This window comes from Terriglobia bacterium, from assembly GCA_020073085.1.
In the GTDB taxonomy this organism is placed as follows: Bacteria; Acidobacteriota; Terriglobia; order JAIQFV01; family JAIQFV01; genus JAIQFV01.
The window spans coordinates 221637-244050 of record JAIQFV010000003.1 but is presented as its reverse complement, the minus strand read 5'-3'; the positions used below and the strand labels follow the sequence as shown (position 1 = coordinate 244050).

16 protein-coding genes are annotated in these 22414 nt (G+C 57.1%); 5 read left to right on the top strand and 11 right to left on the bottom strand.

Features of this window, described 5'->3' with window-relative positions:
* Positions 1-228: 228 nt before the first annotated feature.
* The 5 genes from LAO21_05335 to LAO21_05315 all read right to left on the bottom strand — a co-directional run bounded on the left by LAO21_05335 (position 229) and on the right by LAO21_05315 (position 7643).
* Positions 229-882 carry a Crp/Fnr family transcriptional regulator gene (locus LAO21_05335; protein ID MBZ5552123.1) on the bottom strand — a complete coding sequence of 218 codons (654 nt, stop codon included), beginning with the start codon at positions 880-882 and terminating at the stop codon, positions 229-231.
* Positions 883-2266: 1384 nt separating this feature from the next.
* Positions 2267-4225, bottom strand: a complete 1959-nt coding sequence (locus LAO21_05330; protein ID MBZ5552122.1) for an acetoacetate--CoA ligase — start codon at positions 4223-4225, stop codon at positions 2267-2269.
* 467 nt (positions 4226-4692) lie between these two features.
* Positions 4693-5661: a TIGR04348 family glycosyltransferase gene (locus LAO21_05325; protein ID MBZ5552121.1), complete on the bottom strand. Its 969-nt coding sequence runs from the start codon at positions 5659-5661 to the stop codon at positions 4693-4695.
* Positions 5658-7043 (bottom strand): SUMF1/EgtB/PvdO family nonheme iron enzyme, encoded by a 1386-nt coding sequence (locus LAO21_05320; GenBank protein ID MBZ5552120.1) that lies wholly within the window; start codon positions 7041-7043, stop codon positions 5658-5660. The genes LAO21_05325 and LAO21_05320 overlap by 4 nt, the downstream gene beginning before the upstream one ends.
* Positions 7044-7163: 120 nt before the next feature.
* Positions 7164-7643, bottom strand: a complete 480-nt coding sequence (locus LAO21_05315) for a GNAT family N-acetyltransferase (protein MBZ5552119.1) — start codon at positions 7641-7643, stop codon at positions 7164-7166.
* A gap of 220 nt (positions 7644-7863) precedes the next feature.
* Between LAO21_05315 and LAO21_05310 the strand changes: the two genes are divergently transcribed.
* Both LAO21_05310 and LAO21_05305 read left to right on the top strand, forming a co-directional pair.
* Complete coding sequence (locus LAO21_05310) at positions 7864-8226, top strand: DUF5367 domain-containing protein (protein MBZ5552118.1); 363 nt, start codon at positions 7864-7866, stop codon at positions 8224-8226.
* On the top strand, positions 8223-8906 hold the full coding sequence (locus LAO21_05305; protein ID MBZ5552117.1) for a TetR/AcrR family transcriptional regulator: 684 nt from the start codon (positions 8223-8225) through the stop codon (positions 8904-8906). The genes LAO21_05310 and LAO21_05305 overlap by 4 nt, the downstream gene beginning before the upstream one ends.
* On the opposite strand, the gene LAO21_05300 is transcribed toward LAO21_05305, so the two are convergent.
* From LAO21_05300 to LAO21_05280, 5 genes are all read right to left on the bottom strand, one after another.
* Complete coding sequence (locus tag LAO21_05300) at positions 8833-10212, bottom strand: amidohydrolase family protein (GenBank protein ID MBZ5552116.1); 1380 nt, start codon at positions 10210-10212, stop codon at positions 8833-8835. The genes LAO21_05305 and LAO21_05300 overlap by 74 nt on opposite strands.
* Before the next feature lie 224 nt (positions 10213-10436).
* Positions 10437-12149: a glycosyltransferase family 39 protein gene (locus LAO21_05295; GenBank protein ID MBZ5552115.1), complete on the bottom strand. Its 1713-nt coding sequence runs from the start codon at positions 12147-12149 to the stop codon at positions 10437-10439.
* Positions 12146-12943: a class I SAM-dependent methyltransferase gene (locus LAO21_05290; protein MBZ5552114.1), complete on the bottom strand. Its 798-nt coding sequence runs from the start codon at positions 12941-12943 to the stop codon at positions 12146-12148. The genes LAO21_05295 and LAO21_05290 overlap by 4 nt, the downstream gene beginning before the upstream one ends.
* Entirely contained in the window at positions 12940-13938 is a 999-nt protein-coding gene (locus LAO21_05285; protein MBZ5552113.1) for a radical SAM protein, read from the bottom strand. The genes LAO21_05290 and LAO21_05285 overlap by 4 nt, the downstream gene beginning before the upstream one ends.
* Positions 13935-14936, bottom strand: a complete 1002-nt coding sequence (locus tag LAO21_05280; protein MBZ5552112.1) for a hypothetical protein — start codon at positions 14934-14936, stop codon at positions 13935-13937. Before LAO21_05280 ends, LAO21_05285 begins: the two co-directional genes overlap by 4 nt.
* Before the next feature lie 456 nt (positions 14937-15392).
* Here LAO21_05280 and LAO21_05275 point away from each other — a divergent pair, with 456 nt between their 5' ends.
* Positions 15393-16811: a B12-binding domain-containing radical SAM protein gene (locus tag LAO21_05275; GenBank protein ID MBZ5552111.1), complete on the top strand. Its 1419-nt coding sequence runs from the start codon at positions 15393-15395 to the stop codon at positions 16809-16811.
* Positions 16812-17084: 273 nt separating this feature from the next.
* Here the strand turns inward: LAO21_05275 and LAO21_05270 are convergent, their stop codons facing one another.
* Entirely contained in the window at positions 17085-18797 is a 1713-nt protein-coding gene (locus tag LAO21_05270; GenBank protein MBZ5552110.1) for an NAD-dependent malic enzyme, read from the bottom strand.
* 535 nt (positions 18798-19332) lie between these two features.
* Here LAO21_05270 and LAO21_05265 point away from each other — a divergent pair.
* Together LAO21_05265 and LAO21_05260 are read left to right on the top strand one after the other, a co-directional pair.
* Positions 19333-19692: a PadR family transcriptional regulator gene (locus LAO21_05265; GenBank protein ID MBZ5552109.1), complete on the top strand. Its 360-nt coding sequence runs from the start codon at positions 19333-19335 to the stop codon at positions 19690-19692.
* Positions 19689-22301, top strand: coding sequence for an ABC transporter permease (locus LAO21_05260; protein ID MBZ5552108.1), 2613 nt, complete (start codon positions 19689-19691; stop codon positions 22299-22301). Before LAO21_05265 ends, LAO21_05260 begins: the two co-directional genes overlap by 4 nt.
* Positions 22302-22414: the final 113 nt, after the last annotated feature.

Here is a 22414-nt window from a genome sequence, read left to right as displayed (position 1 = left end):
AACAAGAATGAAGGAGGAATAAATCTGCCCCCACTGTATTCTCATTAGTAACATTCAAAACATTCATCTGAACATCAGGCCGCGAGCATCCAACCCTGAGACTCGCGGTCGTACCGACCACTGAGAAAAGAGTACATCTCAAAATTACTTTCGTCTGTCCTGAATGGGACAGGGACACAGGATCCTGCCCGCGCAGGCGCGCCTTGACGTGAGGATTATCGGAAGGACTCAATCACGGAGCAGGACCGTGAAAAGTGAACGGTGCACTTGCAGGCGACCGCCATATTCAATGAACCCCAGCTTCCTGAATTTGTTCATGAAGAAATTGACCCTTTGGCGCGTGGTGCCTACCTTCTCCGCCAGCATCTGTTGATTGACTTCCGGAAGAGTGGCCTCATTCTGATTGTCCTCGCCAAAGTGGGCCAGTTTGAGCAGTACCCGGGCCAGACGCTTCTCGCTGCAATTGAACAGTTGGTCCTCCAGGTCCTCTTTGGATCGAACATTGCTCGAAAGCAGATAGGAGATGAAGAATCGTGAGAAGGCGGGTTGCTGCTTGAGGACATCGATCATGATTTTCCGGTCAATTTTCACAAGGGAAGACTCGATCAGGGTGGTGGCGGTCTCCATCCGGAACGGCTGACCCGCCAGGCATTCCTCCCCGACGAAGTTGCCGGCGTCAAGAAGGCCGAGTACCGCTTCCCTTCCCTGCCTGGAGACAACGGTGAGCTCCACTTCGCCCTTTTGAATGAAAAAAATGGCATTGGCCCGATCCCCCTGGGAGAAGACGGTCTGCTTCGGTCGAAGAGCTAGAATTCTTTCTCCCCCTTCCACTTGGTTGAGCACTGCAGTGAGGTCCGAAGGCAACGTCCTTTCGGTTTTCATGTCGGCCTCCTCCGAAGCAACAAGACGGCGCGGTGGGGTCAACCTGAGCTCCCCATTCACGCCGGAAGGCGCCTTATTGTTTCGCTCCCCGCAGCCAGCTCCCCACGGCCCTCGATTGAAGACCTGGCCGCTCAATTCTTTTTACGCAATTGCCCCCGGAGACATTTGAAGTCTCGCCTCCTGTAGACTGTAATCCTCTCCTTTTCTTCAGATTTCAAAATTCAGTTCCATATGAGCCTGGTCATCATCTCGTTTGCCTGACGGCCCTGAAAGAGGCGGACCAACACGAGCGGGTCCGAAATGGATTGAAAAAGGGACCTCAGCGGACGGGGAGTTGTTCTGGGTGTCGCACCTTCATAACAATGATCCGACAGCTGCAGGGAAAACCGACCCCTCGCGCACAGTCCGGACGGGCGCTACCAACGCGTACGGGTCCGTTCCAGGATGTGTACAATGTGCGCACGTTCAACGGGACCAAACCACGCGAGCAGAAGAGCGACCAGAATTCTTCGGACCACAGGACCTCCTTCCCTCCGACCGTAAATTTAATCTTGAGGAGTCTCCAAGACTTAAACCAGGCTCCCGGTCATGAAGGAAGGAGCATCTGTCCACCCTCGTCCCGTTCTATCAAGGCCATGCTCTCATCATCCATTTCTACTGGAAAAGCTCTCAAAACAGCGGCACGATCTATTTGCCTCTACCTTTTAAAGCGGTAAAACAACTGAAATAGGCTCACCGATTGAAAATTCTAATATAACGCTCACGTGAGGAGGGGAGATTGGAATGGCGGGAGGGTGGTCTACAGCAGGAAGAAGCGGAGTGCACGGTGAGGCGGGCTGAATTCCGTGAATCATTAATAGAGCCATGTGCATCAATGCCCCGTGGGGGTGTGGGAGCTCGCTCCGGCTTTCAGGGGACTAACAATGCTTCACGCGCTTGAGGATCACACGAAATTGGCGGAGTCCAAGATCCCTTAATTATATGGAGCAAGATGGCAGTCCGAATAGATGGGCTCTATATCGTCTCTCAGCTGTGGAGACGTCCTGCCTTGTCCGGATTTGTTTAACGACTGACAAATTGGAGGATGCCAATTCACTTTTCTGTCGGCCCTACGGGCCTCTTGGGTGATTTTTGTAGGGCCGGCATACCCCGCCCTTGCCCCGCAAAGAACTCGGGGCTTCAGGCGGGGCTATGCGCCGCGGCGCACTGGCCCTCCGGGCCTAATCGGTCTCCCTTCTTAATTCCTTTGACCTCCCTTGCCCTGCATACGGCACAGAACACAGATTGGACAATATTCTGCGCGCGCTCCGGGTCATATCGGTCTCCTTGCCCGTCTTCTTTCAGAGTCCTCAATTTCGGAATCCACGTTTAATCCGCGAGCCACTCAGTGCTTCAACTTCGGCAGTATCTTTTCAAAAGCCTCCAGTGATTCGGGATTGCGGAGGACGTCGCGGTTGGTCACCGGATTGCCGTTGACGATGTGAGCCACCGCGCTCTCGACCTTTTTCATGTTGAAGGTGTACGGAATGTCTGGGACTTCGACAATCAGCGCCGGGACATGCCGAAGCGAGGCATTCACTTTGATTTCTTCCTTGATCCTGCTTTGAAGCGCTTCACTGAGCAAGACGCCCGGCTTCATCTTGACGAACAAAACGACACGCTGGTCCCCTTCCCAGTGTTGTCCGACGGCCAGCGAATCGGTTATCTCTTCGAATCCCTCCATCGCGGTATAGATTTCTGCCGTGCCAATGCGGACGCCGGAAGGCTTCAGCGTCGAGTCGGACCGCCCGTAGAAGGTGATGCCGCCGGTATCGCTGTGGATTTGGATGTAATCCCCGTGCCGCCAGACGTTGTGTTTGGGAAAGAAATTAAAATATGCCCCCCGGTATTTCTCCTGATCGGGATCGTTCCAGAAGGAGAGCGGCATGGAGGGCGACGGTGCTTCGCACACCAGCTCTCCCTGGCGATCGCGAACCGGATTGGCCGCTTCGTCGTAGGCATTAATTTTCATCGCGAGGGCGGGACCCTGCAGTTCGCCGGCATACACCGGGCTGATCGGATTGCCGGAGGCGAAGCAGCCGTTGATGTCGGTACCCCCGGAAATCGAATTGAAATACAGGTCCTGTTTGATGGAGCGGTAAACGTACTCGAAGCCCTCTGCTGAAAGGCTGGAGCCGGTTTGTGATATTTCCTTCAGGGACGAAAGATCGTATTCTTCGCCAGGTTTTATCCCCTGACTCCTCAGGTAATTGATGTAGGTTGCGCTGCATCCGAAGATGGAAATGCGCTCGTCCTGGACCATTTTCCACATCGCCCCGGGATTCGGATAGAATGGATTGCCATGGTAAAGGATGAGCGTACCGCCCGTGGCCAGGCCGCTCACCACCCAGTTCCACATCATCCAGCTGCACGTCGTGATGTAAAACATCCGGTCGTCCCGCTTCAGATCGGTATGGAGCCGGTGCTCTTTGAGATGATTGATGAGCACCCCGGCCCCCTGCACGATGCACTTGGGTTTTCCCGTGGTGCCCGAGGAAAACATGATGTAAACGGGATGGTCAAAAGGGAGTTGCTCAAATTGGATGGGGCCTCCCTGAGGAGAGATAAAATTGTCATAACGGACAGCCTGAGGAATCCTGCGGAAGGTAGGATTGCCGGTTGAGCATTGCACCACCACGACCCTTTTAAGTGATGGAATGTCTTGGGCAAGCCGGGCCGCGTTGGCTCGGGTATCGAACCATTGGCCCTTGTGGAAATAACCGTCGGCCGTGAACAACACCTTTGGGTCGACTTGGCCGAGTCGGTCGAGCGCGGCGTGCGGCCCGATGTCAGTCGCGCAAGCGGCCCACACGGCGCCCAGCGATGTCGCCGCGAGCATCGCGACCACGGTTTCAATCAGATTGGGCATGTAGGCGACTACACGATCACCGGGGACTACCCCGACCTCACGCAGCGCTTTGGCCGCGCCCGCGACCTCGGTGTAAAGCTGAGCGTACGTCATCGTACGCGAGGTTTCGTTTTCCCCTTTGAAAATCAGCGCGGCTCGGTCATCGCAATACCGCAAAAGATTTTCTGAAAAATTGAGGCGTGCCCCAGGAAACCATCGAGCGCCGGGGAATCTGTCGAGATCGTCAACGACCACATCGTACCCGTGCGAGGCCTTGATCCCTGCGTAGTCCCATACCATCTCCCAAAAGGCGGGAATATTCTCAACAGACCACCGATAGAGCTCGGGATAGTTTCGAATCTCAAGGGAGCATTTTTCGTTGACCTGATGAATGAACGCCGTGATATTCGCGTTGCGTTTGCGCTCTTCCGAGGGCGTCCAAAGGGGTGTCTTCATGGGGATGTGTTCCAATAGACGAATTAGGGCCGGGTGCCGCCGATATGCGCTGTTTGCATGTCGGCGACGGAAGGCTCCCGGGAAAGGAGCTCCGGGCTCATGGGTTCCAGCGCCGGCATGTCAAAAGCACATGCCTGCGGCACCCCGAGGGATGGCCAACCGGACCCGTCCTTCTATCCAACGGGGATCGAGCGTTTTCAGCTGCGAAATGTCCAATCCAAAGAATGAAGCCGGGTGCCGCCGATATGCGCTGTTTGCATGTCGGCGACGGAAGGCTCCCGGGAAAGGAGCTCCGGGCTCATTGGTTCCAGCGCCGGCATGTCAAAAGCACATGCCTGCGGCACCCCGAGGGATGGCCAACCGGACCCGTCCTTCTATCCAACGGGGATCGAGCGCTTTCCGGCTGTCGAATGCGCAGCCCAAAGGATGAAGCGGGAGGCTTCCAGGCCCAAACTTCGGCTGCTTTCTCATCTGCCCAGCTCCTTTAACAGACGCCTCCAGGCCTCCCGTTCGCGGGCCGGAGAAAATAGCGGCGCAAGTTTCGCGCATCGGGATCGAAGTTCCGCGAGAAACTTCCCATCCGTTTCAGCGTGGATGAAGAGTCGGGTCAGCTCCTTTGTGTTACCCACGCTGAAATAGCCCGCGTAATCTTCACCCAGGATGCCCACCGAGCCGGGTATCCGTGAGGCCAGCACGGGGACCCCGGAGACGATGGCCTCTCCCAGGACATTCGCTCCGCCCTCGGCCTTCGAAGAAAGCACACAGACTGCACACCGTGCCAGGGTCCGTTCGACGTACCGGCGCGGCCGGTCCTCCAGCCAACGGTACCGCGGATTAATTCTGGTCTCCCTGAGCGCGCGGCGTCTCATGGCGACGGTCATCGCGGCACCCAGGTGGAGTACCCGGAGGCGGGACGAAGATGGGAGCCGCCGCGCGGCGAGCGCCGCCCTGAAGGGATCCTTGATAGCACGAAGATGGGCGATTACGCAGACATTGAAATTGCGGACCGAATCACTGACAAGAGAACCGCTCGATTTTCTCCCCGTTGGCGAGACAGACTGATAAATGACGCGGAGCTTCTCCCGGAGCCGCGGTTGCAGCTCCATCCGTGCCTGGGGCTGAAGGGCGACGATGCGGGTGGCGAGTTCCAGAGACATCTGTGCAGTCCGGCTTCGGGGGAGGTCATGGTATAGATCCGTGCCCGTCAGGGCGACCACTAAGGGGCGGTCCCGATGGGCACGGTGAAAATACCGCGCGGAGGAGTAACTGCGCCGGGCATGCAACGCAATCAGCATCTCGTAAGGCTCCCCTGCATAAGCTTCCGCGATCCGTACCTGATGTCCCAGCCCTCTTAAGATGGAAGCCCACCGAACCGCGGTAATCCGGTTGCCGGAGTGAGATTGGGGAGGCGACGGAGTGATAATCCCGATTCTCATGTCCTGTCCGTCAAGGCACAAGTGCGGAAGCCCGCCCAGACGTCCCGGCGGTGGGGTTGGTAAAAGTTCCGGTACTGGTTCCGAATCAGAGCGGGGCGCGTGACCCAGCACCCGCCGCGCAACACCTTGTGGTCTCCGAACCAGGGTGCGGAGTATTCCTTGTAAGGTCCCGGGGAGAATCCCGGATAAGGCCCAAAGTCAGTCGCTGTCCATTCCCAGACATTGCCGATCATCTGGCGGCACCCGAAGGCGTTCTCTCCCGCCGGCAGGGCATCGACCGGGAGACAGCCCATCCGCCGCCACTCGAGGTTGGCGCGATCCGCGTTCGCAGGCCCTTCACCCCAAGGATACTCTAGCTTCGACTCTATGGGGCGATTGCCCTGCCCTCTCTCAGCGCCGGCTGCGAACTCCCATTCCGCCTCGGTGGGCAGGCGACGTCGGGCCCAGCGGCAATAGGCATCCGCTTCGTGCCAGTTGACGTGAAGGACTGGCAAGCGGGGTTCGAGTGAAACCCAAGCATCAAAGTTGCGGCGCAGCCATCGGCCGCCTCCTTGATTCTGCCAGTAGACCGGATGTTCAGCTCCAGCCGTCTCGCGCCATATCCATCCCGCGTCGGTCCAAAACTCGCGTCGTTTGTAGCCCTCGTCCTCGACAAAGGCTGCAAATTCCCGGTTCGTTACCGCCCCCCGCGCCATACGGAATGCCTTCACCGTGACGGGATGTGCCCACTGCTCGTTATCAAATACAAATGGCATGTCGGGCGTGCTGCCGAGATGAAAAGTCCCCCCAGGAATCTCAGCGTCTCCAAGATCCGGTCCGGAATCATCGGTGGGTCTCTCCATTCCTGTCGTGGAAAGTTGATCCTTCTCGCCCTCGGAGCTCGACCTCCCGGTGATGCGGATCCGAGGAGGAGGGTACCCTAATGTCTGTCGGGTATAGGTGATCGCTTCGGCGTGCATGTACTCGTGAAGAAGAGCCAAGCGAATGAAATACGCTTCATTGTACCTGTCAGGCTCTCCGAGAGGGCCCCGCCCCTCCCCCTCCACGACGCGTTTGAGAATTTGCTGAATATAGGCAACCGTCTCTGCCTTTGAAGGAAGCAGCAAATCCCATCGTGTGTCGTGGGCGACCGCCGCAGAATCGTAGAGGCGGTCACGGTCGGCCCCGATTGGCATCTGTCTGCGGTAATGGCGCAGGATCCAGTACTCCTGGAACCATCCCACATGGCCAATCTCCCAGCGCAATGGATTGACGATCGCGAGGCGCGGGCCGATCATCTGTTCATCGGTCAGGTCCTCGATGAGTTCGAGCGTTCGTTCGCGGGCTTCCTGCAAATCGTTGAGAAGCCCAGTCAAAGAGGGCTCGGTCGATGGAGTGATCATGAGAGAAGCATAATACAACTGAAGATGCCAGGAACCAAGCCTGAGTCCGGAGATTATGGATCTTTGAGGTGGAATGCTCGCCCCTCACGGCCGGAGAAGACCTCGGAGAAATCCTCGCTGTCACGCCGGTCTTTTGTAGAGGGGGAGGTCGAAATCCTCGGCGATCCGTGTGGCCAAACGCTTTCCCTCGGCGCTGAACGCCCAGTAGAAGAGGTACTGGATCGAGTGGTCTTTCTGGATGGACTTAATGGTCTTGGAAATCAACCCCCGGGCCACTCCCCTTCCTCGATATTCCGGCAATACGAGGGCGGAGCATAAGTAGAGGGCATCATAACTCCTCCCCAACGGGGTGTGGTCGAGGAGTTCCTGCTCGGTGATCTTTCTTCCCACGAACCCTTTCATCAAGGCCTTGGTCGTGGGGATGACGATAAACCAGGCAATGGGTCCGTTCTTGTCATTCTTTTCCGTCAGGGTGTCGGGATGAATCTTCCTGAGTTTGTCGATGCTGGCCGGGGTGATGGAAATTTGAGTCGGATCGTTCTTTGTGTCGAAAAACTTCTCAGCCAGCTTCATCATTCTTTTTAAATTATCTTTAGGCATAGGTTGATTGTAATTCCGCAACCCGGAATTCCGCCACAACGATCGGCGGGGCGTCCTTTTGTGATTGCGCGTACCGACCGCCGTGTCCGGTTCTTGTCCATATCAGGGGGCCATGGGCCACTGGGATTGATGGAGCGGATAGGGGCAGACCCTTCGGTGACAATGTGGATTTTCCTTGACACATGCATGTCAATATATGAATATGAATTCAGGTTCATATATGGCACGCATCCTTCAACTCGGATTTATCCTCTGGATGGTGGGGAGCATCGGCATTCGCTTGGCCGGGCAACGTCTTCTGCACCCGAACCAGCCTCTCGAGGCGGTCCTTCTTTACCTGGTCAGCTTTGTTTTGATGGGCGTGGCCGCTCGCAGGATCTTTGAGCGCCTCGGACTGGCAAGGGATTCCTGGCGCCAGGCGGCCTCCCTTCTCATCCTCCCGACCTTGTTGCTGGACCCGTTCTCGTGTGCCTTTTTTCCCACGGTCTTTCCCAATATTGACCCCGCCGCCGCAGGGGTATTTGGCGGCTGGATGTTGATTTGTTGTGCCGGCGCTGTTGCAGGGTCGTGGGTGAAACGATGAGGCGAATGCCGCCGGTTCCTGCCCTCCGAGCGAGAGCGAAAGCCACCGCCCCCCCGCAGCAGGCACGGAGCGTTGAGAAGCGACGCAAACTGCTCGAAGCAGGCCGGGTTCTATTTGGGCAGAAGGGATATGAGGCGACTTCCATCGAGGGAATCACAACCCGGGCCGGGGCCGCCGCCGGCGCGTTTTATCAGTATTTTTCCTCAAAGCAACAGTTTCTGATCGTCCTCATGAATGAACTGATGGGGCGATTGAACCGTCTTGACCTGCGCCCGGGCGGCGGCACCGATCCGCAGATGGGCCTGCGCCAGTTCTTGGCCGCCGCGTTTCGCGTTGATGTGGTCTATTTTGGCGTCGTTCGAGCGTGGCAGGAGGCCGTTCTCACCGACAGAAAACTCAGCACAATGCAGCAACAAATCGAATCGTGGACCCAAGCCCGGGTGCTCGGGGTCTTCCGACAGCTCCAAAAACTCCCCAATGCACTGCCACGGCGAGATCTGCCCACCTTCGCCCGAATGATGGACCGCCACTTCTGGTCCCTCCTGGCCCGCGGCTCGCGCCTGACACCTCGCGAGTTCAACCGAGAGGTCAAAGTGGCGGCCGACGTCATCTACCACTATCTGTTTTGCGATTCGATACGGGGTGGAAATCGTCGCGGACAACCACGCCGCCCTTCATGACGTATCTCACCTTCTCCAAATCGACCAAATTCGTGAGCGGATCTCCCTCGAGGGCGATCAGGTCGGCGTATTTTCCTGGCTCGAGAGACCCCAGGAGGTGTCCGATGTTGAGCAGGTCGGCGGCGTTCACGGTGGCGGCGCGCAGCGCATCTGCCGGGGGCATCCCGTAGGTTTGCAACGCCTCCAGGAGGCGCCGCGTCGCTTGTCCGCGAGTCTTGTCGGGCCAGGCGTACCACTCGTCAGAGCCGAACGCCATCTTGACTCCGACCTTTCTTGCCAGGTCTAACTTGGCGCGTTGCTCGGCGACGATCTGGTCTTTCGTCGCTTCCGGGTCAGGGCGTGTACCGGGCGGCGGGTTTGTGGTCGATCTCGCCACGACGAGCATGTCGCGCGGCCATAGTGTTGGAACCAAGTAAATGCCCTTGTCCCGCATGGTCTGGAATTGCTCCGCCGAGGCCTCATCGGCGTGTTCAATGGAATCGACGCCTGCGTCTATCGCCACCTGAATTCCCGACGGGGAGGTGGCGTGGGCCGCGACCCGCACACCGACACGATGAGCTTCTGTGACGATGGCCTTCATCGTCTCATCATTGAGCACGCGGGCCCCCTCGTCCACCACCACCTTGATCAAGTCCGCTCCGACGCGCAGGTTCTCGAGAACCGCGCGACGCCCCTCCTCCGGATTACTCACCGGCAGGTACTCCTGGTCGACAATGGCTTGGGCCACCCCGGACTGAAAGGGCATGACCTGGGCCTGCCCGCCGTAGGGGGTAATCTTGCGGGCCGAAGCCACGATCCGCGGCCCGGGCACCCAGCCGTTGCGTATGGCATCGCGCAGCGACACGTCACCGTCGATTCCCGAATGACCCACGACGCGCACCGTGGTGAAACCCCCTTCGAGCTCCTCCCGTGCCATCGCGGCGCCAAGCAGTACCCGCTTGGTCGGAGCGAATTTTGTGATCGTGAGCGTCAGCTCATCAGCGCCATTGATGGTCGGATCCATGGCATCAAGCAGGTGGGCGTGACAGTCGATCAGGCCTGGGAGGATGGTGGCATGACTGAGGTCAATGACGACGGTGTTGTCAGGCACGCCCCCCAGGAAGGTGTCCAATGCCCCGATCTTCCGGATGATTCCCCCTTCAATAAGGATCCCCTGATTGAGGAGGTACTGGCCTGACTTCACATCGAGCACTCGTCCCGCTTTCACCAAAGCGGATTTGACCACAGAGGCCGGATTGGCCTCCCCCAGAGTCAATCCCACCATGGCGAGACTAAACGCCAGGGCGGTAAAGATTCGAATTTTCATAGATTTTCTCCGTTGCAAATCATACCAGCATTCTGCTCCCGCGGGCGAGGGTGCCGCAGACATGCGTTTCTTTCACGTCTGCGAAGGAGCATTTCCGGATAAGTACCCGCGCGTCCTGGTTCCCATCGCCCGCATGCAAAGAGCGCATGCAGGCGGCACCCCGGGCCCTGGACGATTTGCTCCCCTTCCCCGTCGTATCGATGAAAGCAATATCCTGACAGGGATCATCTGCATCGATAAACTTCGATTCTGTCCAATGGAGCACTCGAGAATGCGAATGGAAGCAAGCCCACATTAGTTCCATGCAAACCCGCGTGGGATAAGGGGCCGTAAGTTCGGATCGGAAGACGGGAGGTCAAGGTCCTTGAATCGATCATTTCCGACAGCTCCAAATCAGACGAGAGGGGGTATCGGAGGAAGCTTTCCGGGCGCACCAGCAAGTCGTTTGAGCGGGGACGCCCAAAATGATCTTCCCCCCACTTCACTCCCGGGAGGCATTCCGGATTCGTAGGGCTGAAGGCATTCACCAGGGTCCGGCCGCCTTCAAGCTCCATGTAGAAACGCAACCCCGCTTCAGTCCCGACCCAGAACGTCCCTTGAGCCGGTGCATATTTGTGCGAAAACCATTTTGAAAAATCGCGATAGGAGTTCACAAACTGATAATCAGCATAGGCAACCGCAAGGGCCAGCCCCCACGTGACGATGAATGTCGCGCCCAGGATAGTCCGGCGGACTTCGGCGCGATGGAAGAGGCGCTCCACTTCGATCACAAAGATAATGGACACTGCCGGTGCGATCGCAACAATGTAACGTGCAGCTGAGAATTCAAACAGAAGAATGGTGTATACGATCACCCCCAAGACCCAGCAACCCAGGAAAATATGACTTGCTGACACTCGGTCCCCCGCAAATGTCCCTTTGATCGCGGACCATAGAAAGCGCATGACCAGTCCAATCAACGACAGCCCGCCGAGGGCAAAGATGATGTACTCCCCTCTTTCGAACGCGGAATAACTTTGCGGCATCCACGCACAGGCTGCCAGCGCCAATCCTAAGACCACTATCAGTCCTTTCCATCTTTCTCTTTTGACAAACACGAGAAAGATGGAGAAGCAAATCAAAAGGGTTCCGCCCAAGGTCGATATCATTCCGAGCAGCTTCTGCTGAAAATAGTCGACGCCAAATACGTGGGCGGTCGCCAGGTACTTGATGCTCACCCTGGCCGGCCAGAATCCGTAGTGAAGATACCCTGCGCACCAAAATACAGTCAAAGCCATCCAAGGCAGACCCAGGCTGCTCAAAATCCAGAACCAGGGAATTTTGCGGATGCCCCCGCCCTTCTGAGTCACCACTGCGTAAAGGAGCAACAATAAACTCATAAAGACTGCCTGGTAGCTGACCGATGTGCCCAGCGACAAAAGAACGCCAGTCAGTATGACTTTCCAGGGTTTTCCCTCATCAAGACCGCACACGAAGCTCAGGGCGGACAAGAGCCAAAAGGTGGTCATGGGAAGGTCCGGCATCAACGTGGATGAAAAGACCAGGACGGCTGGTGTGGCCATCATGAGCGCGGCTGCGGCCAGAGGGCGCCGGGTAAATCGGCAAGCCAGGAGATACCCCGTGAAGGCATAAGCCAATGGGAAAATCAAGAAGCCCAGACGCATTAACCACACGGTCTCCCCCTGGAATAATTGCATCATCAGATCGAGGAAATACGGAAGACCTGGCGGATGAGTGTGGGGCGCGAAGTTCAGAGAGGGAATGCCAAACCAGAGGCTGGCAAAGTCCTCAGGAAACCAGAAGTTGTGCGAAACGTGACGGGCAATCGCGAGGTAGGTGTTTTCATCCAGGTGTATGGCACGGTTGACAAACGGCAAGGTCTCTGCCAGGACCAATGCCCCCAGGAGGGTCAGATCGCGGCGAGACCGATTGCTCATGCCCGGTCCGGTCTCGTTTCGCAGACCAGGAGAATGGTGGGAGACAACCACTTCAGCCAGTTCCACGGCAGGAACTCCCTCCGCCGAATAATGAATTGCGACTCGATGGCATCAATATCCTCCCGGTAATCGTAACCGACCAGGCTTGCCGCTTCATTTTCATCCGGCTGCTGCCGGGGTGAGAAGAGGATGGCACGGAGCAGATCGGACGTCTTATAATTTTGCTGAAAACTGCCTGAAAGCCTCCGCAGCAACTCGCGCAGCACCAGGCTCGCTCCCATTTCGACAGGCAAGCTGATGATGATTGTGCCGCCCGGTTTCAACACACGGCGAAGTTCGATGATCACCTGGGCACGCGAATTCTTCCGAACATAGGGCAGGGTATCCAGGCAGAAAACAATATCGAAAAACCCCCCGCGAACAGGCAATGATTGGCCGTCTGCTTTGACGAGGCGAAGATGCGAGGTGGATGGACTCTCCTCCGAGCAAAGGCTGCGCGCGCACTGAAGGATCGTCCATGTTCCCGGGATCTCTTCTACTACCGAGGCCCTGTCATTGTCCACCCCCCAAACCTGATGGTAATTCGCCAGTAAGCTGGGAAGGAAATGGCCTTCCCAGCACCCGAAATCCATCACGCGGGATTGAGGGGAATCAGGACAGCAATTGAGGGCCCGCTGAAATCTCTGATAAAAAAACCACCGCCCTAGGAAGAGGCGGTTGTCGTAGGGGCAGAGTCGGGGTCCCAATCGACTCCGCCATTTCTTTACTCGATAGACATTAATTCGTTGCGTCATTCAAATAGCTTCCAGCCCAACCGCCGCTGAACATCTTCCAACTTTGGAAATATTCTACGGATGTGCCGGGTCGTGACAAAAAAACCGAGTGAGGCCAGCAGCCGGTGAGGCTGGTGGCGCGGACAATTCGCGCAAGCTGGGTATTGAGATAAATCTCCATTCAAGTGTGCCTCCCGGAGTTGTTGCATGGGTTTGGAATTCCACGCTTCGAGGGCGGTCTGCCGGCGAAGGTCGCCAAAGGGCCCTGCCCCATGGTAGTAAGGGCAGGGAATGATCGTCCCCCCGGCTTGTACAAAGAGGGGACCTCTCCACAGAAAAAAACAGGGTCGGGTTGCATCGGGCTTGTGCCGCGATGGACCCGCGCTGCGGGACGCCTGTCCCGAGAGGTCGTCCTTGACGCGGATGCTATCGACTCCCATTTGTTTCCATCGTTGCCGGAACTGTCGAATCTTCAAAGGGTCATTTCGTTGCTCAATCGTCTGGATGGTCACATGCAGGCGCGAGCCACGGGCCAGTTTCCGTTTCAGGAAGGCCTCGATGCGGGTCTCGAGATCCCGGAACCTCGAAGGATAAGGTTTGTCCTCCGGCTTCTCGGATGTGGCACCGTAGACCGGAAGAACGATGTAGTCCAATCCCGAATCGAGAAGCTGCTCTGCGCGCTGAGAATCCAACAGGGTGCCGTTGCTGGAGAGGGAGACGATCTTACCGAGTCGTTTGGCATGTCGGATAAAACCAAAAATCTGCGGGTTGAGCAGCGGTTCTCCCAGACCATAAGGCCAAACGGCTTCGACGTCCGGATGACGATCGAGGACGTCTTCAAAGAACTCAAGACTCATGTCTTGCGCAGGAACGTTGACCGCTTGTCGGGGACACGTGGCACAGGCCAGATTGCATCGATTCGTGGTCTCCACCATCCATTCCCGTGGGGCGACGCGGCATTCAATGCGTCGTCGGACGAAATCGGCCAATTGATACAGTGCGGAGACAATCTTCAATCTGTCCTCTCTTTGGTGGGACCCGCCTGAATCAGGGTCCGGAGCAGGGAGACGTACGATTGGCTCATCCCCTGGAGGTACTGATCCCCCACATAGCTGTGGAAGCGTTTGAGCAGCCAGGAACGCAGCTGCAAAGGGAACACCCGGACAAAGGTGAGGCGAAGGACCATTCCCACGGCGAGTGAGACCCTGAATATCTTGGCCCTCCAAAAGCCAAATTCCCTTCGCACGTAGCGCTCCTGATCAGAATAGAAGTCAGAATAGTGGTCAGCCAACAGGCGGTTGACAAGGGTCGGACGGTTGGTTGAAACGAACATGGCGCCCGGATCGAAGTAGACTGGATGCCCGTCTTGATTGAGTTTGCGGCAAACCTCCACCTGGTCAAACCATCCGAACCGGTAGAATTCCCCGAACCCTCCCAGATCAATCAACAACCGCCGCCGGGCCATGAAGACGCTGTCATTAGAATGGTCGGCCTGGCAAACGCTCGAATAGTCGAAGTCGTGCATCTTGTAATGACGCGTCGTGCGGTTCCGCGGAAATAGTTTGTTAATGAAAAGGACATCCCAAAGGAGCGCGCGAAATGTGGGGAACCGGCGGACGTTGTAGCCCTTCTCAACAAGACCGCGCCCATTGCGCCAACAACCCGTCACAGCCCCCCAATCGGGATGAGCTTGAAGTTGGGTCAAAAGGTGATCTATGGCCCCGGGCTGAGGCTCGATGCCGGGGTAAAGAAAGAAAACCATTTCTCCTGAGCTGGCTCGCAATCCTGCATCTTTGGCTTTGGGGAAGCCTTGATAGGAGTCACAAAATATCACCTCGATATTGGCTGCCCGGGGCAGTCCGACGGAGAGGTCTGCTTGGCGTGATGGATCCAATCCAATGAGGATGGATTGGATCTGTTCTGCCGTTTTCACCTGAGAACGGGTCAACTGGGCAAGTTCAATGGCTTCCTGGAGATCGTCATAAAAAGGGATCAAGATGGAAAGTGATGGCACAGTTTCACCTGAATGCAATCGGCTCACACGACGGGATTGATAGGAAGGTTTGCGACCTGTACAGTGGCAACGGGGGCCGTGTGAGCTCAGAGTAAAATTTAAGGGCGACAGGGCGGCATCAGCAGTCGTGCTCCCGCCACACCTTGAACTACCCACACAGAGTATATCTTTCAGAGAATGCGGAAACAACCCCAAACAACACCTACCCATGAAAGCAGGCGCAGGTAGGTCGCCGGGCAATGCGACATTCCATGCTAAGATAAGGCTCGATTGAGGTCCATGCGAGAATCATGGCCAGGGATAGGTTCGTTGAAGAATTGAAGAATCGGGATGGGAAGGCCCAGGATTCTGGAGCAAGCCGGGAGTGAATCATGAATGGACCAACCTCATGCGACTCTTTCGGCAATCCTCAAATGAGATCTCCAACCGAGGTCCCGGTTCACCGATAGCGAAAATATGCGAGTATTGCTCCTTCGGCCACCCTACCGATCAAAGAGGATAGCCCCCAATTTTCCTATCGGGCTTGCATGCCTTGCGGCCTCGCTCGAGGAGAGCGGCCATGAGCCTACCATACTGGACCTTCCACTGACCCCGGCACCGATTGAAAGCTTGAAGAGAGCGCTTGGACAAAATGACTACCCCCTGATCGGGATCGGGGCGCTCACGGCGCAATTTGCCGGCGTGCAGGAAGTGATTCCACACCTCCGTTCCTTCTCGCCGGAGAGTCGAATTGTGCTCGGGGGGCCGCACGCCTCGGGATGCCCGGAAGACGCAATCGAACAAACGAGCGCCGACTTCGCCATCCGCGGCGAAGGGGAGAAGAGCCTCGCTGCACTCGCCCGTGCGCTGGAATGTGGCGCTGACTTGGGCTCAGTGCCTGCGTTAGTGTATAGACACAAAGCCGGCTTCATTCGAAACCCGCCGCAAGAGCCCCTGCCCCCCATGGATGAGCATCCCCTCCCCGCTTATCATTTGCTGGATTTGGAACCCTATATCCGGATGATGCTCTCGGAGTGTGTACGCCCCGGTTCCCGACCGATCCAAATTCTGACGAGTCGGGGATGCCCCTATCGGTGTACCTACTGTCACAATCTGTTTGGCAAGCGCTTTCGCGCGAGATCGCCAGGAAACGTCCTCAAGGAGATTCTTCTTCTCAACTCGAGGTACGGCGTCGACGAGTTCCTCGTCCACGACGACATCTTCAACTTTGACATGGATCGCGCCCGCGAAATATTCCGGCTCGTCCTCAAGTCCGGTTTGAAGGCGGGCTTCTCCTTTCCCAATGGACTCAGGGCGGAGTTCATGGACGAGGATTTGATGGGGTTGATGGCGGCCGCCGGCGTGCATACCGTGGGAGTCGGAATTGAATGTGCAAGCCAGCGCCTTCAGGAGTCAACGAGAAAACACCTGGCAATTCCTGATGTAGACCGGTTTCTCAGAATCGCAAAACATTGCCATATGCAGACCCAGGGATTCTTCATGATTGGTTTTCCGGATGAAGATGCTGAAGAGATCCACCGGACCATTCGATATGCGCGCCGCACAAAAGACCTGGATACGGCTTTCTTCTCTTTTCCAACGCCTTACCCGGGCACCGAACTGGCAAGACAGCTCTCAGAAAAGGGCGAGCTGGTGGAATTGGCCTCCGAAAACTCGGATACCTACACCCCTCATTTCAGGGCGGGAGGGCTTGGCTACAGGAAGCTGGTATGGTTGCGCATGAAAGCTTATCTCTATTTCTACCTCACGCCCAGGCGCCTCTGGGCAGTGTTCAAGGATCTGGGAAACCCTCAATTTACAGCGTTGTATTTGACCCCGTTGCGCCGGATGGTTCAAATGCTTACATGGAAGCCCCGTGGCCCCAGTCGCCCTTGAAGGAGTCCCGCCGACGTTCGCCGCCGGGAGTCATATTGATTTTGCGCTGTCGGTTTTATTTGTACCGCTTGGAAGTGGGCCGGGTGGCGCAGACGTGCGTGTTCTGCGTGTCTGCGGAGCAAGCCTCGACAAAAAGGATTCGGACCTTTCATCTTCCGACGCAGGCATGCCAAAAGCGCATGTCTGCGGCACCCCGAAAGGTCAGTCGGAACCCTCGAACCTCATCCTTTGCGGATTCGCGTGGGCCTATCGCAATAGTCCCAGGATCTCAAACTACTTCTCATATCGCATCGGCAAGTACTTGGGCTCCCACATGGCCTGATGAAGATTTTCCTCCAATCCTTCGAGGATCTCCTCATTCGCGTAACCTTCCTTCACTGCCTGCCGGGCCGTCGCACAAGCCACCGAGAGCGAGCATTCTCGAATCCTGGAAAGCTCGGGGTAAACGGCGGATTCGTTGAGGTCCTGCGGCGTGACTTTGGCGGCGAGGGCACGGGCGGCTTCAAGAAACATCCTTTCGTTGACACGGGTTGCGCCACCCGCACTGATTCCCAGGCCAACCCCCGGAAAAATGAATGCATTGTTCCCCTGGCCGATGCGATAGCGCTTTCCATTATGGGTCACCGGGGCGAAGGGGCTGCCGGTTGCCACGATCGCGCGACCATCCGACCACTGAATTGCGTCACCCCCGGTACACTCCGACTTGGAAGTGGGATTAGAGAGCGGAAAAATGATGGGTCGATCGTTGATCTTTGCCATGAGCTCGACAACTTCCTGGGTAAACGTGCCCGCGGTTCCTGAGGTTCCCAACAAAATGGTCGGCTTGACATTCTCAACCGTTTCCAAAAGAGTGATCTTCGACCGATCCTGACATTTGTAAGTGGCGATTTCATCCACGGCTCTGGCATAAGTCGCCTTGAAATCCTCCAGCTTGGGACGAGCCTTGGTCACCAAACCGGCGCTGTCGACTGTCCAGATGCGCTTGACGGCCTCGCCACGGGAGAGCCCATCTTCCATCATGGCCGACACGATCAGGTCCGAGATGCCCTGCGCCGAAGCCCCCGCACCGGCAAACACGACGCGCTGTTCTCGCATGGGCTTCCCCGTGATGCGCAATGCGCTGAACAAGCCTGCAACAATGACGCCGGCGGTGCCCTGGATATCGTCATTAAAGCTGCACAGCTTGTCCCGGAAGCGTTTCAGCTGGTGAAGTGCGTTCGCTTTGAGAAAATCCTCCCATTGGAGAAGCGTTCGCGGGAAGACCTTTTGAACGGCGGCCACAAAAGCGTCGATGAAGGCCTGGTAGGGTTCCCCGCGTACCCTTTTCTGCCGGAGCCCGAGGTAGAGGGGGTCCTTCAGCCGGTCCTCGTTGTCTGTTCCCACATCCAGGGTAATCGGCAGAGTGCTGTGTGGAGAAATCCCCGCGCACAGGGTGTAGAGGCACAGTTTGCCGATGGGAATACCCATGCCCCCGGCTCCCTGATCCCCCAAACCTAGAATCCTTTCGCCATCCGTGACGACGATAATCGAAGGATTCGAGATTCCGGAGTTGATCAAGAGTTTCTCGAGGATATCCTTCTGGTCGTAATTCATGTAGAGCCCGCGGCCCCGACGATAGATGTGAGAGTACTTCTGGCAGGCTTCCCCGACCACCGGAGTGTAGACGACCGGCATCATCTCATCGATATGATCGAGGACCAACCTGTAGAAGAGCGTTTCGTTTCGGTCTTGAAGGCTGGAGAGATAAATAAACCTCTCCAGGTTAGTCGTTTTGGCCAAGTAATTCTCGTAGGTCCTCTCCAGTTGCTGTTTGATAGTACAGACCGCCGGGGGAACGAGGCCATGGAGGTCGAGCTCGTCTCGTTCCCGGCTGGTGAAGGCGGTCCCTTTGTTGGTCAGCGGGTTGAGGAGCAGGGCCCTCCCTCTCTCCGAAACCGCCATGTACTTCTGCCCTGTCGCTGGATCGATCTTGATGCTTATATTCATGCCGATGATCTCCTTAGACAAAATAAGAATGTATGAAATGCTGGGACCACTTGAATGGGGGGTCTCCCCTGCGATCTGCGTGTTAAGCTCCCAAGGGAGCAACTCCGGAAGTCTCCTTCCGTCCTTGGAGCCGAAAAGAAGCTTGGAAACACGGCGAGGAGGACGAAACAGCTCCTGGAATCCCTGGCTCCAAATAACGACTCCCCACTGAACCCTGGGATCCCCACCCCTCCGTATTGACTAGGAATATACACCCGACCGCGTACTCTACTCCACCTCAATCTTTTATCTTGTGCTTACGACACCCCGTTGTGGATCCCTCCCCCAGTTCCGCCTTTCATAAAGTGTCCGGTTCTGCGACGCCTCGTCCCGCAACCGGTCAATCCAATCGCGGATGCCGGTAGAGTACATCCTCCTAAACGGCATATCCGACAAGGAGATCGAACACTTTGGAAACTGGCATTCGAGTTGCTTGCCTCGAGGGGTATAGACAATCTACAGCCATGGTAGTAGGACGCCTACATCCGGGGGAAACATGAAGGTACGTTATCAAAATAGAATCGAGTTACTGCAAGGGACGCTCGACCTGCTCATCCTGCAGACCCTGCAGTGGGGACCGCAGCACGGCTACGGGATCAGTCAGGCCATTCGGGCCAACTCGGGCGAGGTCCTGCGCGTCGACACGGGTTCACTCTACCCGGCGCTGCATCGTTTGGAACGTCAAAAATGGATTGCCGCGGAGTGGGAGGTTTCGGAAAACAGACAACGGGTCCGGGTCTATCACCTCACCCTGAAGGGGAAAAAGCAGCTGCTTGCCGAGCGCTCCCGATGGGAGCAACTGCAGGACGCGATTGCGGGGATTCTCAGTCCGGCAAAGGGAGAGAGCAAGGCATGAGATTCTTTGGGCGAAATCGCCGGCGAAACGAGGACATCCAAGAGGAATTGGACCGTCACCCGCAAATGGCGGAGCAGGAGCGAAGCGAGCTTGGGGATGCGCCTGAGGAAGCGCGCCACTCCGTCCGCCGGGAGTTGGGCAATATCGATCTGGTGCGTGATGTGACGTTGCACCAGTGGGGCCGACGATGGCTGGAACACCTGTTCCAGGACATTCGTTTTGGCGCGCGGATGCTGTGGAAGAGCCCCGGATTCACGGCCGTGGCGGTGGTGACCCTGGGGCTGGGCATTGGGGCGGTGACTACGATCGTCAGCATCGTGAATGGCTTCCTCTTCCGGCCGCTTCCCTACCGCAATCCTGCCGGACTGGTTACGCTCCACAGTCGCAACTTGAGGGCCGGCTCCGCCTGGATGAGCAATTCGCTTCCGGATTTCTCCGACTGGCGGAATTCAAATCGTGCGTTTGAAGATATGGCTGCCTATGTTGAAGACAGTTTCAATCTATCTTTCAGTGACCGGCCCGAACGAGTCCAAGGGGCAGCGGTCTCCGCCAGTCTCTTCCCGCTCCTCGGGGTTGCTCCTGAACTGGGCCGGGGCATTTTCCCCGAAGAAGACAGCGCCGGGGGCGCCCGCGTCGTGGTCCTCGGACATGACCTCTGGCAACGCCGTTTCGGCGCCGATCGGACCATCATAGGACGGACCGTCAGGCTGAACGCCCAGGCGTTCACCGTGGTTGGTGTGATGCCGGCTGAATTCAAGTTCTATGAGTTCGCCGATTTCTGGATTCCTATGAGCGAGTATGCCGGCACCGCTCTGACCGATCGCAGGGCCCGTGCCTACGAGGTCATCGGGCGACTTAAACCGGGAGTCTCCTTAGAGCAAGCTCAGACCGAAATCGATATCCGGGCACAGAATCTGGCCCTTGCCTTTCCTCAGACCAATTCTGGAATAGCAGTGGATATCGCTCGGCTCGAAGAGGAGCGCAAGGAGTTCGGATCGTCAATGCCTCTGCTTCTGGGGGCCATGGGCTTCGTCCTGTTGATCGTCTGCGCGAATGTGGCCAATTTATTGATTGCCCGGGGCGTGACACGGCAGAGGGAAATGGCCATCCGCATCGCAGTTGGCGCCGGCCGACTGCGCTTGATCCGTCAGTTGCTGACCGAAAGCTTCATGCTCTCTCTGCTCGGTGGGATCCTGGGTGTGGTGACCGCTCTTTGGGCCTCGGACTTAATCTTTGCTTCCATCCCCGTGCAGATTCCCTTCTGGTTGAAGTTTAAAATCGACGCCCGAGTACTCGTCCTGACTTTCCTGGTCGTGGCGATCACCGGACTTCTGGTCGGCCTGCTGCCGGCCCTTGATGCCTCCGGCATGAACGCCAACAAACAATTGAAAGAAGGCGGCATGCCCTCGGGCGGCCCGCGCGCGCGCCGCTTCCGCAGCGTCCTGGTCGTTTCCCAAATTGGTTTCGCGCTGGTGCTGATGTGTGGTGCGGGGGTGCTGATCCGGAGTTTTTTGCGATTGCAGGCTGTGAATGTGGGGTTGAACCCGACGGATGTTGTAACGATGCAGGTCGACCTGCCAACAGGGCAGTATCCAAGCCCCCTTCAGGTGAATGCATTTCAGGATCACCTGCTCGAACGGATGCAGAGGCTTCCGGGCGTTGAGTCTCTGGCCCTCTTTGCATCGGTCCACGGACTCGGGGATCGGGTCAATCTTCCTGGACAGGAGCCGGTGATAGCGGGGGATGGACCGCCAGTAAGGTTTCTGAGTGTCAGCCCTGATTACTTCCGTGTAATGGACATACCACTGCGAGGTGGGCGGTTTTTTTCGGAGCAAGATAGAGCCACAAGCCCCGGCGTGATCATCATCAGCGAACTCGTGGCCCGGGAATTTTGGCCTCAGGGAAATTCGGTGGGTCAACAGTTGAAGCTCAGCAGCGCGAACCGACCGGACACCCTGCTGACAGTTGTCGGTATGGTTGGGGACACCAGCCAACCGGGACTGTACGCCCAAGGTGTGGGCATCCGGGCGGGACTCGACCTCTATGTTCCAATGGCGCAATACCCGGGGCGGGCAATGACGCTTGCGGTGCGCACTCCCGACAGGCCGAACCGGGCCGCTGCCGGCGTCCGGACCGTGGTCGGGGAACTCGACGCAGAGCTTCCCGTGTTCAATGTCCAACGCATGGAACGCCGCGTATTCGGCGGCCTGTGGCCGCTCCGTACCTTGACTCTACTACTCGGCATTTTCGCAGGGGTCGGTCTGCTCCTGGCTTCGGTCGGGATATATGGGGTGGTCCTCTACTCCGCGTCTCAACGCACCCATGAGATGGGGATCCGGATGGTCCTGGGAGCAAGAGGGAGTGATGTGTTGAAACTGATCGTAGGTGAAGGTGTGATGTTAGCGTTGGGCGGGGCGGGGATCGGTCTGATGGCAGCTTTTGCCTTGACTCGGATGATGTCGAGCTTGCTGTTTGGGGTAAGTGCCACTGATCCCGCAGTTTTTATTGGCGTCGCTATCCTGCTGGTCGCGATGGCGATGCTGGCCAGTTACATCCCGGCGCGGCGAGCAACGCGGGTCGATCCCATGGCGGCGCTGCGGGTTGAGTAGGTCGCGTGAAGTGAGAAATAACGAAAATGAAGTGTGAAGTCGGAGGTCTGAAGTCGGACTTCCGGACCTGGATTCGGGATTTCTCGTTCTTAACTCGATTAAAGGCGGGGACG

Bases quoted from the DNA above. Each gene is read 5' to 3' on its own strand.
- LAO21_05335 (MBZ5552123.1), bottom strand. From the start codon at position 882: ATGAAAACCGAAAGGACGTTGCCTTCGGACCTCACTGCAGTGCTCAAC.
- LAO21_05330 (MBZ5552122.1), bottom strand. From the start codon at position 4,225: ATGAAGACACCCCTTTGGACGCCCTCGGAAGAGCGCAAACGCAACGCG.
- LAO21_05325 (MBZ5552121.1), bottom strand. From the start codon at position 5,661: ATGAGAATCGGGATTATCACTCCGTCGCCTCCCCAATCTCACTCCGGC.
- LAO21_05320 (MBZ5552120.1), bottom strand. From the start codon at position 7,043: ATGATCACTCCATCGACCGAGCCCTCTTTGACTGGGCTTCTCAACGAT.
- LAO21_05315 (MBZ5552119.1), bottom strand. From the start codon at position 7,643: ATGCCTAAAGATAATTTAAAAAGAATGATGAAGCTGGCTGAGAAGTTT.
- LAO21_05310 (MBZ5552118.1), top strand. From the start codon at position 7,864: ATGGCACGCATCCTTCAACTCGGATTTATCCTCTGGATGGTGGGGAGC.
- LAO21_05305 (MBZ5552117.1), top strand. From the start codon at position 8,223: ATGAGGCGAATGCCGCCGGTTCCTGCCCTCCGAGCGAGAGCGAAAGCC.
- LAO21_05300 (MBZ5552116.1), bottom strand. From the start codon at position 10,212: ATGAAAATTCGAATCTTTACCGCCCTGGCGTTTAGTCTCGCCATGGTG.
- LAO21_05295 (MBZ5552115.1), bottom strand. From the start codon at position 12,149: ATGAGCAATCGGTCTCGCCGCGATCTGACCCTCCTGGGGGCATTGGTC.
- LAO21_05290 (MBZ5552114.1), bottom strand. From the start codon at position 12,943: ATGACGCAACGAATTAATGTCTATCGAGTAAAGAAATGGCGGAGTCGA.
- LAO21_05275 (MBZ5552111.1), top strand. From the start codon at position 15,393: ATGCGAGTATTGCTCCTTCGGCCACCCTACCGATCAAAGAGGATAGCC.
- LAO21_05270 (MBZ5552110.1), bottom strand. From the start codon at position 18,797: ATGAATATAAGCATCAAGATCGATCCAGCGACAGGGCAGAAGTACATG.
- LAO21_05265 (MBZ5552109.1), top strand. From the start codon at position 19,333: ATGAAGGTACGTTATCAAAATAGAATCGAGTTACTGCAAGGGACGCTC.
- LAO21_05260 (MBZ5552108.1), top strand. From the start codon at position 19,689: ATGAGATTCTTTGGGCGAAATCGCCGGCGAAACGAGGACATCCAAGAG.